Source organism: Alcanivorax jadensis T9 (assembly GCF_000756655.1).
Classification (GTDB): Bacteria; Pseudomonadota; Gammaproteobacteria; order Pseudomonadales; family Alcanivoracaceae; genus Alcanivorax; species Alcanivorax jadensis.
In genome coordinates, this window is sequence record NZ_ARXU01000002.1 from 112,073 (window position 1) to 125,789 (window position 13,717).

Below are 13,717 nucleotides of genomic sequence, written 5' to 3' on the forward strand. Positions count from 1 at the left end.
CATGAGGGTACACAATGACCATTCGATCACTAGCAGGCGCCGCCGCGGCCACAGTGATGATGGCGTCACTGGCAGCATGTAGCGATAACGCTGAAGAGCCCGCCGCCAGCGCCGAAGCACAGGGACAGAACTGGCGCTATGCCCACGAAGAATACGAAGGTGATGTGCAGGATGTTTTCGCACACAAATTCAAGGAATACATCGAAGACAACTCGGCACACACGTTACAGATTCACCGCTTTGGTGAGCTGGGTGAATCCGATGACATCATGGAACTGACCCAGGCCGGCGTGCTGCAGTTCGTCAACCAGTCACCGGGCTTTACCGGTTCCCTGATCCCCGAGGCACAGATTTTCTTCATTCCTTACCTGCTGCCGGTGGAATCCGAAAAAGTGGTTACCTTCTTTGAGGAAAGCAAAGCCATCAACGAGATGTTCCCCAAGCTCTACGCTGAACAGGGCCTGGAACTGCTGACCATGTACCCGGAAGGGGAAGTGGTGATAACCGCCGATGAACCGGTGACGTCACCGGAAGGTTTCCAGGGCAAAAATATTCGCACCATGACCAATCCGCTGCTTTCCGAAACCTACCAGGCATTCGGTGCCACCCCGACTCCCCTGCCCTGGGGCGAAGTGTACGGTGCCCTGCAGACCAATATCATTCAGGGGCAGGAAAATCCCATTTTCTGGATCCAGTCCGGCGGACTCTACGAAGTATCGCCAAACCTGATTTTCACCGGCCATAACCAGTTCACCACGGCCATGATGGCCAACCAGGAATTCTTCAACGGCTTGTCTGAAGAAGATAAAGAACTGGTTCGCAATGCCACTGATCACGCCTTTGAACATATTGCAGGCTACGTGCCCGGTCTTGGTGAAAAAATGCTCGACAAGATTCTTGAGGACAGTGACGAGGTGACCGTGACCCGCCTGACCAAAGAACAGCGTCAGGCATTCCGGGAGCGGGCTCCGCAGGTGGAAAACCGTTTCGTGGAAATGACCGGCGAAAGCGGCGCCGAACTGCTTGAGCAGTTCAAGGCTGACCTTGAAGCCATCGAAAACGAATAACAGGCAATACCACGCCGGGGCCGAACAGCTCTGCGGTCGGTTCCCGGCGACTAATCAATTCCGGAACCCTGAATAGCAGCACAGGATTCCACGGGGTTCCCCGGCAACACCAGAATCACCACAAGCCGGGGGCGCGGATCAGGATGATCCGCTCAACCGGCAATCGCAGAAGGACGCTATCATGAACGATGGGGCGCCATCACCGCAGAAGTCCACCCTGCCAGGCTTTCTCGGCACCCTCGACAACGGCATCGCCAAAGTCGAAGCCGTTATTCTCGCTACCGGCGTCCTACTCATGGCCATCAACACGGTGGCAAACGTGGTAGGCCGTTTCATTCTTGGCGAAAGTCTGCACTTCTCCGAAGAACTCAACCGCATCCTGATCGTCATGATCACCTTTGCCGGGCTGGGCTATGCCGCCCGACATGGCCGACATATACGCATGTCCGCCATCTATGATGTGTTCCCGACTTCGGTCCGAAGGTGGATGATGATTCTGATCAGTTTCGTCACCTCCGTGATCATGTTTTTCCTTTGCTGGTATTCGATCAGCTATATCTACTCGGTGTACAGCAGCGGCCGGGTACTGCCCACTCTGGGCTTCCCGATTTATCTGATTTATCTATGGGTGCCGGTGGGGCTCACCGTCACAGGCATTCAGTACTTCATGGCCGGGATAAAGAATATTTTCTCCCGGGACGTGTATCTGTCCACCACTGTGCTCGATGGTTACGACGAACAGGAAACGGAGATCTGACGGATGATGGCCTGGATCATGTTTCTCGTCATGTTGGTGCTTTTGCTGTTCGGGTTTCCGATGATGGTACCGCTGATTGTCGGCGCCGTGGTCGGCTTCGTGATGATGTTCGACGGTTTCGACCGCATGGACTTCTTTATTCAGCAAATGCTCGCCGGCATTCGCCCTACCGCCCTGATAGCGGTTCCCATGTTTATTCTAGCTGCAGATATCATGACTCGTGGCCAGTCTGCCAATCGGCTGGTCAACATGGTGATGGCCTTTATCGGCCATATCAAAGGTGGCCTGGCGGTCAGTACCGCTGCCTCCTGCACCCTGTTCGGGGCGGTGTCCGGCTCCACCCAGGCCACCGTGGTGGCCGTTGGCTCGCCGCTGCGCCCGCGCATGCTGGAATCCGGTTACAAGGATTCCTTTACTCTGGCGCTGATCATTAACGCCAGCGATATCGCTTTTCTGATTCCGCCCAGCATCGGCATGATTATTTACGGGGTGATTACCGGCACCTCCATTGCCGAACTGTTTATTGCTGGCATCGGCCCCGGCTTACTTATCCTGCTGATGTTTTCCGCCTACTGTGTCGCCTACGCCCATATCCAGAAGGTGCCCACCGAACCCAAGGCCAGCTGGAATGAGCGTTTTTCCTCGGTGCGAAAAGCACTCTGGCCACTGGGCTTTCCCGTCATCATTGTCGGCGGCATCTACGGCGGCATTTTCAGCCCGACGGAAGCGGCCGCAGCTTGTGTGCTGTATGCGGTCATTCTGGAGTTCGTGATTTTCCGGTCACTCAAGGCCATGGATATCTATGCCATTGCCAAGTCCACCGGCCTGATCACCGCGGTGGTATTTATTCTGGTGGCAGTCGGCAACGGCTTCTCCTGGATTATCTCCTTTGCCCAGATTCCGCAGACCTTGCTCGGAGCGATCGGTATCAATGAAGCGGGGCCTTTCGGCGTACTGATGGCCATTGCCGTAGCCTTCTTTATTGCCTGCATGTTTGTGGATCCCATCGTGGTGATCCTGGTGCTCACCCCCATTTTCGCTCCGGCGGTGGCCTCTGCCGGTCTTGACCCGGTGCATGTGGGGATACTGATTACCATGATGGTGGCGGTCGGCTCGGCAACGCCGCCCTTTGGTTGTGACATCTTTACTGCCATCGCCATTTTTAAACGCCCGTACTGGGAGGTGATACGAGGCACCCCACCTTTCGTCATCATGCTTCTGCTAGCCACGCTGCTGGTTATCGTGTTTCCACAGATCGCCTTGTCCCTGCGAGATCTGGTCTTCAACTAACTGGAGCGAGGAATAACTCCCCGCAAGGAGGCAGTTATGTACCAAAGGATTCTGGTTCCCGTGGATGGCTCCCAGGGCTCGCTCAAAGCCCTGGACCATGCCGCCAAGCTTCAGCAGGACAACGATGCCGAGCTGTATCTGCTCTGCGTTTTCAAACATCACAGTCTGTTCGAGGCGTCCCTGTCCATGGTTCGCCCCAACGATGTGCAGCTACCGGATGAAGCATTGAAGGAATATGCCTCTTCCGTTGCAGAGCAGGCAAAACAGTTGGCCTCCGACGCCGGCGCCGAACAGGTGCGGGCCTTCGTCAAGGGAGGCAGACCTTCCCGGGCCATTATCCGTTTTGCCAAGGACAACAACGTGGACCTGATCGTGATGGGTTCACGGGGCACCAGTGGCGATGTGGACGGCTACTTTCTGGGCAGTGTCTCCCAGCGGGTCGCCAGCCTGTCGCACTGCCCGGTACTGATTGTCTGAATTTAAAACGAAAGAAGGGAGCTCAAGGATGAAATACCCATACACTCTGCCGCTCAGCGCGGCGCTAATCAGCGGCATGGCTGCCCTGCCTGCCAATGCGGAACTGACCGTGACCCCCTACGGTTCATTACGCATCCAGGCGGAAGCGGTTTCCGTGGATGAAGCTCAACCCGGAGAGGACGACTCCTACACCGGCCTGCGCGACGCCTATTCGCGGCTCGGCGTCAACGCCAGCTATAACGATTTTGACAACGTAGATATCGCTGGAACGCTGGAATTTCCGATCAACTCTGCCCGACTGCGCGCCGAGGACCCGACCTTCTTTCATGAACTCTATAAAGAAGACAACAACAGCATGCCCCGGGTGGCGACGATTTCTGCGGCCCATGATCAGTTCGGCAGCGTGACGGTGGGCACCCAGTGGCTGGCTTACTACAACAACGTGGCCTACCCGGTGGATTTTTTCAGTTCGTTCTACTCCGGTTATGCCACCCAGGCCGCCTTCCGCCGCGACGCCCTGACCTATACCTCGCCGAGTATGGCCGGGATCACCGCCACGGTATCCGGGGTGGACATGACTGACGAAGCCGGCACCAGCTATCTGGATACCATGCAATATGCCTTGTCCTGGTCAGTGGACAACCTGACCCTGGCGGCGGGCTACCAGGACACCGAACAGGACTCCGGTGACCGCCCGGATCAGGTCGGCGCCTCAGCCACCTACACCACCGGGCCTTGGCGTTTTGCGGCCAAGGTGGAACAACTGCTTTCCCACAGCAGCGTCACCGTGGATGAGGATCCCGTCACCTACAACCTGTATGGCTCCTACACTTGGAACAAGTACACCTTCAAGGCCATGTACGCCCAGGGGGAAGAGAGCGACGGAGAAGCCGAAGCTTTTTTTCAGGGGGATTCCGCCCATGTGGGCGTGGACTACCAGCATACCGAGGCGCTCAAGTTCTTCGCCGAATACTTCTATGAGGAGCTGGGCTACGCCATCTACACCCCCAACTCGGACAGCTTCAACCCGCTGGCTGGCTACCAGGTACAAAGTGACGGACAGGTCTTCACTGTGGGGCTGCGCTACGATTTCTGAAGGCGACAGTACGGCTTAGTGCAGCTTGAAACGAAACAGGCCGCGCCCAGCCAGGGCGCGGCCTGTTTCGTTATTTAACCCTTGAGCCTTTCGCGTTGTTGCCGCGTCGATAGGATCCCCGCCGGGGACGCAGACTAAACGCCATAGCTTAGGAGATCAGAGGAAGAAGCTGCCTGCGACCCCCGGTGGGCCTTTCACTATAAGCAGGCCACCGCCAGCACCGGAACCCCCTGTTTAGAACCATTTGGAATCAATTCTCCCCGGCTTCTAAAAGCCCATTTTTACCCTTTCATTATCAGCCACTTGCGACCCATCAAAAAAATCGAACAATGGCGCCTCAAGGCCCCACAGACGGTCAGATAGCAATTGATTCACCACCGCCTGTGCATTACTGTTCCCGCCAAATACACCGGCCCAGACCGCCCAAATCGCCTTTCCGACTGCTATCATCACACCTGTGCATGGTTTAGCGCGTTTTGGTGACATACTCAGGCTAGGAGAAACACATGGCAAAGCAGGCAGCCCCCGCGCTGGAAACCTCACTGGACAATCTGGAATCCCTGGTGGAACGGATGGAATCTGGTGACCTGACCCTGGAAGAGTCCCTGAAAGCCTTTGAAGAAGGGGTTCGCCTTTCCCGGGAGTGCCAACAGGCCCTGCAACAGGCCGAGCAGAAGGTACGTATTCTGCTGGAGCAGAACACTGACGCCGAGCCGGCTCCTTTTGCCGGTGAAGACAATGGCCAGTAACTTCCCCGCCCTGGACCAGCTCGGCGAGACCAGCCGGGCCCGTCTGGAGCAGGCACTGGCCACCTTCGTGCCCGCCGCCAGTGCCGCACCACGACTGAGCCAGGCCATGCGCTATGCGGCCCTCAGCGGCGGCAAGCGTATCCGCCCACTGCTGGTTTACGGTGCCGCCCAGCTGGCCGGGGCCGAACCGGCCAAAGCCGATGTGCCCGCCGCCGCCGTGGAACTGATTCATGCCTATTCGCTGGTCCACGACGACCTGCCCGCCATGGATGATGACGACCTGCGCCGGGGCCAGCCCACCTGCCACAAGGCTTTCGACGAGGCCACCGCCATCCTGGCCGGCGACACCCTGCATACCCGTGCTTTCGAATTGCTCGCCAACAGCGGCCATTACCGCGCAGAAACCCGCATCGCCATGATCCAGCACCTTTGCCTGGCCGCCGGCGTGGACGGCATGGCCGCCGGGCAGATGCAGGACATGCTCGCCCAGGGCCAGCAGCAGACTGTCGCGGCACTGGAAGAAATGCATTATCTGAAGACCGGCCGGCTGATCACTGCCAGCCTGCAACTGGGCTATTTCGCCGCGGAAGTGGATGCCACTGCGCTGATCAACGACCTGAACCGGTTTGGCGATGCCATCGGCCTGGCCTTCCAGATACAGGACGATATTCTCGATATCACCGCCGGCACCGAACAGCTGGGCAAACCCTCCGGCTCCGACCAGAAACTGCAGAAAAGCACCTTCCCTTCCTTGCTAGGCCTGGAGCAGAGCCAACAGCGGGCCCGGGAGCTCTGCCAACAGGCCCAACAGACCCTGGCGGACTACGGAGAACGCGCCCAACCACTGCAACAATTGGCGCAATACATCATCTCCCGCGATCACTGACGCCTGACGCCTGCTGAAGGTATACTAGGGTCTCATTTCGCCGTGCATTTCAGGCTGCATACCTCTATGCCCAAGACATTTACGCAAATCCCGCTGACTCGCCCGGCCACTCCGCTGCTGGACATGCTGACCAGTCCCGCCGAGTTACGAAGGCTGCCAGCCACCCGGCTGGAACAGGTGGTGGACGAACTGCGTGAATACCTGCTCTACGCAGTGGGCCAATGCGGTGGCCACTTCGGCGCCGGTCTGGGCGTGGTGGAGCTGACCGTAGCCCTCCACTATCTGTACAACACCCCCGACGACCGGCTGGTGTGGGATGTGGGCCACCAGTGCTACCCGCACAAGATTCTCACCGGCCGCCGTGAAGGCATCACCAGTATCCGCCAGCAGGATGGCCTGTCCGGTTTTCCCAAGCGCAGCGAGTCCGAGTACGACACCTTCGGTGTGGGCCACTCGTCCACGTCCATCAGCGCGGCCCTGGGCATGGCCCTGGGCGCGGAAATGGCAGGCAGTGACCGGCGTGCGGTGGCCATCATCGGCGACGGCGCCATGACCGCCGGCCAGGCCTTCGAGGCCATGAGCCACGCCGCCCACACCCGCTCCAACCTGCTGGTGATTCTCAACGACAACAACATGTCGATTTCCCACAACGTGGGGGGCCTGTCCAACTACTTCGCTCGCATCTGGGCCAGCAAGAGCTATATCGCCCTGCGCGAAGGCGGCAAGAAGGTTCTCTCCACCATGCCGGCGGCCTGGGATTTTATCCGCCGCACGGAAGAAAGCATGAAGAACATGGTGAGCCCGGACATGCTGTTCGAGGCCATCGGCTTCAACTACATCGGCCCCATCGACGGCCACAATGTGGACGAACTGGTGCGCACCCTGGGCAACATGCGTGCCCTGGAAGGCCCGCAGTTACTGCATGTCTACACCACCAAGGGCAAAGGCTTCGCCCCCGCCGAAGCGGACCCGGTGGGCTACCACGCCATCAACAAAATCGAGCCCAAACCCAAGGTACAGGTGGCCGTCCCCAGCCAGCCTAAGAAACCCAAGTATCAGGACATCTTTGGCCAGTGGCTGTGCGACATGGCCGAGCAGGATAAGCGCCTGGTGGGCATTACCCCGGCCATGTGCGAAGGCTCCGGCATGGTGGAGTTCAGCCAGCGCTTCCCGGATCGCTTCCATGACGTGGCCATCTGTGAACAGCACGCGGTGACCCTGGCCGGTGGCCTGGCCTGTGAAAACCAGAAACCGGTGGTGGCGATCTACTCCACCTTCCTGCAGCGCGGCTACGACCAGCTGATTCATGACGTGGCCCTGCAGGATCTGGATGTGACCTTCGGCCTGGACCGGGCCGGCCTGGTCGGCGAAGACGGCGCCACCCATGGCGGCGTGTTTGATCTGGCTTACCTGCGCACCGTGCCCAACATGATCATCGCCGCCCCCTCCGACGAGAACGAGTGTCGGCAGTTACTATACAGCGCCTACCAGCACGAAGGTCCGGCGGCGGTGCGCTACCCGCGCGGCACCGGGCCCGGCGTAGCAATTGAAAAGGCCATGGAAGCCCTGCCCATCGGCCAGGCGCGTACTCTCCGTGACGGTCAGCAGGTGGCGATCCTGGCTTTCGGCGCCCTCACCCCGGCAGCGCAGGAAGCGGGCAAGGCCCTCAATGCCACCGTGCTGGATATGCGCTGGGTGAAGCCGCTGGATCGTGACGCCATCCTCCAGGCTGTCGCCAGTCACACCCTGCTGGTGACCGTGGAAGACCACCAGCGTATGGGCGGCGCCGGCTCGGCGGTGAACGAACTGCTTCACGAGGAAGGCCTGCTGGTGGATGTGCTCAACCTGGCTCTACCGGACCACTTCATCCACCACGGCAAACGGGATGTGCTGCTGGCCGAGGCCGGACTGGATGCCCAGGGTATCGAGGCGCAAATCCGCACCCGCCTCAGCGAACAACAACGCCTGCGCGAAGCACGCTGAACAGCGAACCGTTTTTACCACAGAGGACACAGGGCTCACTGAGGAAAAACTTTTCGGGATTTTCTCTGAAAGCTCTGTGTCCTCTGTGGTGAAAATCGGGTTTGAGATCTTGTGGGTGGACCTGCCCCACCCAGCAGGCATTCTGCGTGAGCCCTACAACCCCTTGTCATCCTTGACCAGCCGCACTCTGGGTGGCGGCTCATACAGTCGCCAGGTGTCCCGGCCACTTTGTTTCGCCTGGTACAGGGCACGGTCCGCCGCATCCAGCAAGGCCCTTGCGGTCTGTTTCGGGCCGGGGGTCAATACGGCTACGCCCACACTGACGGTGACTTCGCCGGTGTCGGGATTGCAGGAATGCGGCATTGCCAGAGCGCGTATCGAGCGACATATCCGGGAAGCCAGTTGTTGTGCCTCGGTGTCCGCAATGCCGGGATAGAGCAACACGAATTCTTCACCACCGAAGCGCGCCACCACGTCGCCGCCCCGCCGCCCGTAACGCCGTAACTCACTGGATAGCTGCTGCAGACAGCGGTCACCCTGCAGGTGTCCGTAATGGTCGTTGTAGGCTTTGAAGCAGTCCACATCCACCAGCATGATAGTCAGCGGCTGCTGCTCACGCTGGCAGCGCCGCCATTCCCGATCCAGGGCCTCATCAAAGGAACGCCGGTTGGCAAGCCCGGTAAGACTGTCTTCGCGACTGAGCCGATGCAGCCGTTCCGCCAGAGCCTGGGTGCGTTGCTGCTGGCGCAGCAATTGCCGCTGGTTGAAAAACAGCTGGCGATCTCGCACTTCTGAGGTATAGCACAGGAACATGCCCAGCAGACTCACCCCGGTATAGGTACGGTGAGCCACCTGCCAGTCCACCCCGTGACCGAAGCGCTCAGACAGCCACCAGCCCAGCAACCCGCCACCCCAACAGGCCGCTACCGCCACCGGGAAGCGCAGCCCCACCATGGCGTAGACAATCACCAACGCATAGATCACCGACACATGGGCCAACTGGACGGAAACCGACCCATCGATAAAACCGGGAATGGCCATGGACACCGCCACCGCCAGAAAGCTACCCAGCCCCGCGTACCAGGGAAAATAACGATTCAGGGCGGACACCTGGGCCAGGCCGCCGGCCACCAGCACGATAACCCCCACCCAGATATAGGTGGCCAGCCAGCGGCCACGTACCGCTTCCGGCGCCAACGCATAGATACCGGTGATCAGGAGGAGATAAAGCAGAAGAATATAGAAGGCATTGACCCGGAAACCTTCCACGGCTTCCCGGCACTGATATTCACGGTATTCGGTTTCCAGGCGCCGGGGAAAGCGTAACCAGCGCACCCCCGGCACCACCACCCGCCTGGAACGGGGATCGGTATCCGACATGGCAAATCCCTGCCTGCGGTTGATCAGTTATTATCCATTCAGGCTAAGGGCTAACCCGGCGTGGCGCCATCCTTTTCGTGCCAGCGGTAGTGACAAAACGATATTAGGGCAATTCAGATCAATGCAACAAACCTCTTGGACAGCCCTGTGGCCACAGCCCTTAGTGGCGACGCTTCCTGGCGATTACTCAGGTAAACCACTGCGGCAGAAAAATAATCAGCAACTGTACCACCACTGCCGCATACACCCCGGCCAGCAGGTCATCTACCATGATCCCCAGCCCGCCTTCCACGCGACGGTCCAGCCAGCCGATGGGCCAGGGCTTGATAATGTCGAACACCCGGAAAGCCACAAACCCGGCCAGCGCCCCCCACCAGGTCACCGGCACCGCAATCATGGTGATCAACAGACCGGCGATTTCATCCCAGACAATGCCAGGGTGATCGTGCACATTCATGTCGTGGGAGGTTTTCCCACACAGGAACGGGCCCACCGCGATCACCAGCGCCGTCACCAGCAGATAGCCCCACATCGGCAACTGGGCACACAACCACCAGATCGGCATGGCCGCCACCGTGCCGAAAGTCCCTGGCGCAATGGGCGCCAGGCCTGAGCCAAAGCCGAAGGCAAGAAAGTGGACCGGGTTTGTCATCTTCGGGCGTTTCAGTTCCATCGACATCTCTCGCTTGTACGCAACACGCAACATGCTTCACCCATCATGCCGACAAGCCCGTGTGCGTTACTCAAAAATGTTGCCAGCCAGTGGCGTGCAACGTCGTTATTGTTCCGTCCTGGCCTGCCAGTCGCAGGCCCGTCCACCGTGCCCAGACAATAGCAGCCCGGCGGCAGGCTTTCCTGCGCTGGCAGGGTAAAAAGCAGCAGGTAATCATCGCCGCCCTGGAGCTGCAGCCTACGTTGCTCTGCATCGCTGCAACCGGCAAGCACAGCATTGCCCAGCGGCAAGGCGTCTTCCTGCAAACAGGCCCCCAGACTACCGGATGCGGCCAGAATATGGCCCAGGTCCGCCAGCACCCCGTCGGAGATATCGATGCAGGCCGTGGCACGTCCCCGCAGCGCCTGCCCCAGGCTGAGTTGTGGAGACGGACGTCGGAAGTGATCGATGGCGGCACCGCTGCGCATCCCTTGCTGCCATTGCTGTAAACCCAGCAGGCCTGCGCCGGTGACACCGCCCACACAGATTTGATCGCCTGCCTGCGCGCCATCACGGCGCAGGGCCTGCCCCGGCGGCACTGCCCCGGTGGCCTGAATGGAGACGGACAGCGGGCCCCGGGTCACGTCGCCCCCCACCAGGGAGATGCCGGCCTGGTCGGCCAGGGTAAACATGCCATCGGCAAAGCCTGACAGCCAGGCTTCATCCACGTTGGGCAGGGTCAGCGAGAGCAGAAACCAGAGGGGGTCGGCGCCCATGGCCGCCAGGTCGGACAGATTCACCGCCAGGCAGCGGTAGCCCACATCAGCGGCATCCATGTCGTCAGGGAAATGGCGCCCGGCCAGGCTTGTGTCCTGGGTCATCACCAGTTGCTGACCGGCGGGGGGAGTCAGAATCGCCGCATCGTCACCGGGGCCAAGCACCACGCCGGCATCCGGACCGTGGTGACCATGGCGATGAAAGTAACGCCGAATCAGGGAAAATTCATCCAGGCTCTGCGGCTTTGGGGTGTCTGTCATGGGAGAAGCATAGCGCGCAGGGAGCCCTGCGCGCATCCGCTCAATCGCGGAAAGGACGTTCTGACGCTTCCTGGTAGCGCAGCTTGCGCGCCAGCTTGTCGAGCACGCCGTTGACGTACTTGAAGGAATCGTCGGCACCGAACACCTTGGCCAGTTCGATGCCTTCGTTGATCACCACCCGATAGGGTACATCCAGGCGCTCTTTCAGCTCGTAGGCGCCGAGTCGCAGGATCGCTTTCTCGATCTGGGACAGCTCCTCTACCCGACGATCCAGATAGGGCGTCAGCAGCTCGTCGAGCTCTTTCACCTGGGCCGGCACCCCGTGCAGCAGGTCATGGAAATACTCGCGATCTGCCTTGGCAAAATCCTGGTTAGCCAGGAACTGGGCTTCGATGTCGCTTACGGCGGCACCGGCCAGCTGCCATTGATACAGGGCCTGCATGGTGAATCGGCGCGCCTTGCGGCGGGCACTGGGTGTGGAAGGATTGTTCATGCTGCCTCAACGTCAGGAAGTGGTGCGGGACGCCTGCGCCCCGCGCCGCGTCCCGAATAATTACAGTGCCTTAAACAGGGAGACCATTTCCAGCGCGCTCATAGCCGCTTCGGCACCCTTGTTGCCAGCCTTGGTGCCGGAACGTTCGATGGCCTGTTCAATGGTGTCCACGGTCAACACACCGAAGACCACCGGTACGCCTGTGGCGTTCTGGACAGCGGCAATGCCTTTGGCTGCTTCGCCGGCCACATATTCGAAGTGGGCGGTGCCACCGCGAATCACCGCACCCAGGGTGATCACTGCATCGTAATCGCGCTTTTCGATGACCTTCTTCACTGCCACCGGCATCTCCCAGGCACCGGGGACACGGATGATCTCGATATCATCAGGGCTGACACCGTGACGGACCAGCGCATCCACCGCGCCTTCCAGCAGGGCTTCCACCACAAAGCTGTTGAAACGTGCAACGACGATACCGTAACGACCGCCCACATTGTTCAGAGTGCCTTCCAGGGTTTTGATGTTTTGCATGCTTGCCTTCCTGTCAGTGCCGGTGGCTCACGGCGACCGACTCAGTATTTAACTTGCAGTCGGACGTCGAAAGTCGGACGTCTGACGCTCTTGAAATTGTCGTCCGACGCCAAACTTCAGACGTCCGACGTATCTCAACTATCTGCTTCAACATACTCGGTGATTTCCAGATCGAAACCACTGAGCGCATTGAACTTCATCGGCGAGCTGAGCAGGCGCATCTTGCGCACCCCCAGGGCCTTGAGAATCTGGGAGCCGGTACCGATGTTGCGGTAGGCACGGGATTCCCCTTTGGGTTTGCTGGCAGTGCCGCCGAAGAAGGCTTCCAGCCGCTCCACGGTATCCTGGGATTCATAATCCTGACCCAGAATAATCACCACGCCGGCATCCGCCTGGGAGACAGATTCCAGAACGCGATGCATGTTCCAGCCGGTGCGGCCATTCATCTTGGCGCTCATCAGATCTCGCAGCGGATCCACCTGATGCACCCGAACGGTCACTTCCTTGTCTTCGCTGATCTCACCTTTGACCAGGGCCACATGGGTCAGGCCATCCACGGTGTCGCGGAAGGCGACCAGACGGAAATCACCGTACCAGGTATCCAGGGTGTTATCGGACATCAGCTCGATGGTTTTCTCGTTGAGCGCACGATACTGAATCAGATCGGCAATGGTGCCAATCTTCAGCTCGTGCTCCTTGGCGAACACTTCCAGGTCTTCGCGGCGGGCCATGGAGCCATCGTCGTTCATCACCTCACAGATCACCCCGGCGGACTCGCAACCGGCCAGCATGGCCAGATCACAGGATGCCTCGGTATGACCGGCACGCCGCAGCACGCCACCGGGCTCGGCCATTAACGGGAAAATGTGGCCAGGCTGGACGATGTCATAGGCGCGGGCATTGCGGGCCACGGCGGCCTGCACCGTGCGGGCACGATCGGCAGCGGAAATCCCGGTGGTCACCCCTTCACGGGCCTCGATGGAGACAGTGAACTTGGTACCAAAACCACTGCCGTTGCTCTGTACCATCAACGGCAGTTCCAGCAGCTCACAGCGCTCGCGAGACATGGGCATACAGATCAGGCCACGGCCGTAGCGGGCCATGAAATTGATTGCCTCGGCGGTGACATGCTCGGCGGCCATCACCAGATCGCCCTCGTTTTCCCGGTCTTCATCATCCATCAGGACAACCATCTTGCCCTGGCGAATATCTTCGATCAGTTCTTCAATACTGTTGAGCTGCATAGTGGTACTCGACCTATTTAGCGTGGAAGCAAACGGCACTTCCTCTGCATTTTTCACCGGTGATGAGCTGCAAGC

General features: G+C 59.6%; 14 protein-coding genes. 8 read left to right on the top strand and 6 right to left on the bottom strand.

Going from position 1 to position 13,717, the window contains the following annotated elements; genetic code table 11:
- Window positions 1–56 precede the first annotated feature (56 nt).
- The 8 genes from T9A_RS02975 to dxs all read left to right on the top strand — a co-directional run bounded on the left by T9A_RS02975 (window position 57) and on the right by dxs (window position 8,305).
- Window positions 57–1,067: a TRAP transporter substrate-binding protein gene (locus T9A_RS02975; RefSeq protein WP_052042483.1), complete on the top strand. Its 1,011-nt coding sequence runs from the start codon at window positions 57–59 to the stop codon at window positions 1,065–1,067.
- 181 nt (window positions 1,068–1,248) lie between these two features.
- Entirely contained in the window at window positions 1,249–1,824 is a 576-nt protein-coding gene (locus tag T9A_RS02980) for a TRAP transporter small permease (RefSeq protein WP_035244967.1), read from the top strand.
- Between the two features lie 6 nt (window positions 1,825–1,830).
- A complete protein-coding gene (locus T9A_RS02985; protein ID WP_035245499.1) occupies window positions 1,831–3,114 on the top strand; it encodes a TRAP transporter large permease in 1,284 nt (427 codons plus the stop codon).
- Window positions 3,115–3,150: 36 nt separating this feature from the next.
- Window positions 3,151–3,591, top strand: coding sequence for a universal stress protein (locus T9A_RS02990; RefSeq protein ID WP_035244968.1), 441 nt, complete (start codon window positions 3,151–3,153; stop codon window positions 3,589–3,591).
- A 28-nt stretch (window positions 3,592–3,619) separates the two neighbouring features.
- Window positions 3,620–4,687, top strand: coding sequence for a porin (locus T9A_RS02995; protein WP_035244969.1), 1,068 nt, complete (start codon window positions 3,620–3,622; stop codon window positions 4,685–4,687).
- Window positions 4,688–5,193: 506 nt separating this feature from the next.
- Window positions 5,194–5,436 (top strand): exodeoxyribonuclease VII small subunit, encoded by a 243-nt coding sequence (locus T9A_RS03005; RefSeq protein WP_035244971.1) that lies wholly within the window; start codon window positions 5,194–5,196, stop codon window positions 5,434–5,436.
- A complete protein-coding gene (locus tag T9A_RS03010; protein ID WP_035244972.1) occupies window positions 5,426–6,322 on the top strand; it encodes a polyprenyl synthetase family protein in 897 nt (298 codons plus the stop codon). Before T9A_RS03005 ends, T9A_RS03010 begins: the two co-directional genes overlap by 11 nt.
- A gap of 66 nt (window positions 6,323–6,388) precedes the next feature.
- Window positions 6,389–8,305 carry a 1-deoxy-D-xylulose-5-phosphate synthase gene (gene dxs / locus T9A_RS03015; RefSeq protein WP_035244973.1) on the top strand — a complete coding sequence of 639 codons (1,917 nt, stop codon included), beginning with the start codon at window positions 6,389–6,391 and terminating at the stop codon, window positions 8,303–8,305.
- A 153-nt stretch (window positions 8,306–8,458) separates the two neighbouring features.
- On the opposite strand, the gene T9A_RS03020 is transcribed toward dxs, so the two are convergent.
- The 6 genes from T9A_RS03020 to ribBA form a co-directional block, all read right to left on the bottom strand.
- The gene (locus T9A_RS03020; RefSeq protein WP_035244974.1) at window positions 8,459–9,685 is read right to left on the bottom strand and encodes a GGDEF domain-containing protein; all 1,227 of its coding nucleotides are present in this window, start codon (window positions 9,683–9,685) and stop codon (window positions 8,459–8,461) included.
- A gap of 187 nt (window positions 9,686–9,872) precedes the next feature.
- Complete coding sequence (locus T9A_RS03025; protein ID WP_035244975.1) at window positions 9,873–10,358, bottom strand: phosphatidylglycerophosphatase A family protein; 486 nt, start codon at window positions 10,356–10,358, stop codon at window positions 9,873–9,875.
- On the bottom strand, window positions 10,349–11,374 hold the full coding sequence (gene thiL / locus T9A_RS03030) for a thiamine-phosphate kinase (protein WP_232221984.1): 1,026 nt from the start codon (window positions 11,372–11,374) through the stop codon (window positions 10,349–10,351). Before thiL ends, T9A_RS03025 begins: the two co-directional genes overlap by 10 nt.
- Before the next feature lie 40 nt (window positions 11,375–11,414).
- Complete coding sequence (gene nusB / locus T9A_RS03035) at window positions 11,415–11,867, bottom strand: transcription antitermination factor NusB (RefSeq protein ID WP_035244976.1); 453 nt, start codon at window positions 11,865–11,867, stop codon at window positions 11,415–11,417.
- A 60-nt stretch (window positions 11,868–11,927) separates the two neighbouring features.
- Window positions 11,928–12,398 (bottom strand): 6,7-dimethyl-8-ribityllumazine synthase, encoded by a 471-nt coding sequence (gene ribH / locus T9A_RS03040; protein ID WP_035244977.1) that lies wholly within the window; start codon window positions 12,396–12,398, stop codon window positions 11,928–11,930.
- A 134-nt stretch (window positions 12,399–12,532) separates the two neighbouring features.
- A complete protein-coding gene (gene ribBA, locus T9A_RS03045; protein WP_035244978.1) occupies window positions 12,533–13,642 on the bottom strand; it encodes a bifunctional 3,4-dihydroxy-2-butanone-4-phosphate synthase/GTP cyclohydrolase II in 1,110 nt (369 codons plus the stop codon).
- Window positions 13,643–13,717: the final 75 nt, after the last annotated feature.

Coding starts and splice junctions, on each gene's coding strand:
- T9A_RS02975 (WP_052042483.1), top strand. CDS start 57: ATGATGGCGTCACTGGCAGCATGTAGCGATAACGCTGAAGAGCCCGCC.
- T9A_RS02980 (WP_035244967.1), top strand. CDS start 1,249: ATGAACGATGGGGCGCCATCACCGCAGAAGTCCACCCTGCCAGGCTTT.
- T9A_RS02985 (WP_035245499.1), top strand. CDS start 1,831: ATGGCCTGGATCATGTTTCTCGTCATGTTGGTGCTTTTGCTGTTCGGG.
- T9A_RS02990 (WP_035244968.1), top strand. CDS start 3,151: ATGTACCAAAGGATTCTGGTTCCCGTGGATGGCTCCCAGGGCTCGCTC.
- T9A_RS02995 (WP_035244969.1), top strand. CDS start 3,620: ATGAAATACCCATACACTCTGCCGCTCAGCGCGGCGCTAATCAGCGGC.
- T9A_RS03005 (WP_035244971.1), top strand. CDS start 5,194: ATGGCAAAGCAGGCAGCCCCCGCGCTGGAAACCTCACTGGACAATCTG.
- T9A_RS03010 (WP_035244972.1), top strand. CDS start 5,426: ATGGCCAGTAACTTCCCCGCCCTGGACCAGCTCGGCGAGACCAGCCGG.
- dxs (WP_035244973.1), top strand. CDS start 6,389: ATGCCCAAGACATTTACGCAAATCCCGCTGACTCGCCCGGCCACTCCG.
- T9A_RS03020 (WP_035244974.1), bottom strand. CDS start 9,685: ATGTCGGATACCGATCCCCGTTCCAGGCGGGTGGTGGTGCCGGGGGTG.
- T9A_RS03025 (WP_035244975.1), bottom strand. CDS start 10,358: ATGGAACTGAAACGCCCGAAGATGACAAACCCGGTCCACTTTCTTGCC.
- thiL (WP_232221984.1), bottom strand. CDS start 11,374: ATGACAGACACCCCAAAGCCGCAGAGCCTGGATGAATTTTCCCTGATT.
- nusB (WP_035244976.1), bottom strand. CDS start 11,867: ATGAACAATCCTTCCACACCCAGTGCCCGCCGCAAGGCGCGCCGATTC.
- ribH (WP_035244977.1), bottom strand. CDS start 12,398: ATGCAAAACATCAAAACCCTGGAAGGCACTCTGAACAATGTGGGCGGT.
- ribBA (WP_035244978.1), bottom strand. CDS start 13,642: ATGCAGCTCAACAGTATTGAAGAACTGATCGAAGATATTCGCCAGGGC.